This is a genomic window from Vibrio sp. bablab_jr001, assembly GCF_016464285.1.
GTDB classification, from domain to species: Bacteria; Pseudomonadota; Gammaproteobacteria; order Enterobacterales; family Vibrionaceae; genus Vibrio; species Vibrio fluvialis.
The window spans coordinates 1-317 of record NZ_JACDWZ010000034.1 but is presented as its reverse complement, the minus strand read 5'-3'; the positions used below and the strand labels follow the sequence as shown (position 1 = coordinate 317).

The 317-nt window shown below is 41.6% G+C and carries 1 rRNA gene; it reads left to right on the top strand.

From position 1 onward, the window contains the following. Window positions 1–202: 202 nt before the first annotated feature. Window positions 203–317, top strand: a 23S ribosomal RNA gene (locus tag JIG40_RS02600); the annotation flags it as partial.

Genomic DNA, 317 nt, shown 5'->3' with positions numbered 1-317 from the left:
TTTAGAAGATTGTTTGTAAAGTTCTCAATGTATTCCTGAATGGAATACACCAACAAACACATTCAAGTGTGCTTGGTATCGAAGCTTACTGATTCAGTAAGTCTTCAAATTGAGTCCGGCAAAATCAGTCACACACTCATGTAAATTAAATGTGTGACACCTAGGTTGTTTAACAGCAACCCGAAACTCCTTCGGGTTGTATGGTTAAGTGACTAAGCGTACACGGTGGATGCCTTGGCAGTCAGAGGCGATGAAGGACGTAGTAACTTGCGATAAGCTCAGATTAGGCAGTAACAGCCACTTGAGTCTGAGATTTC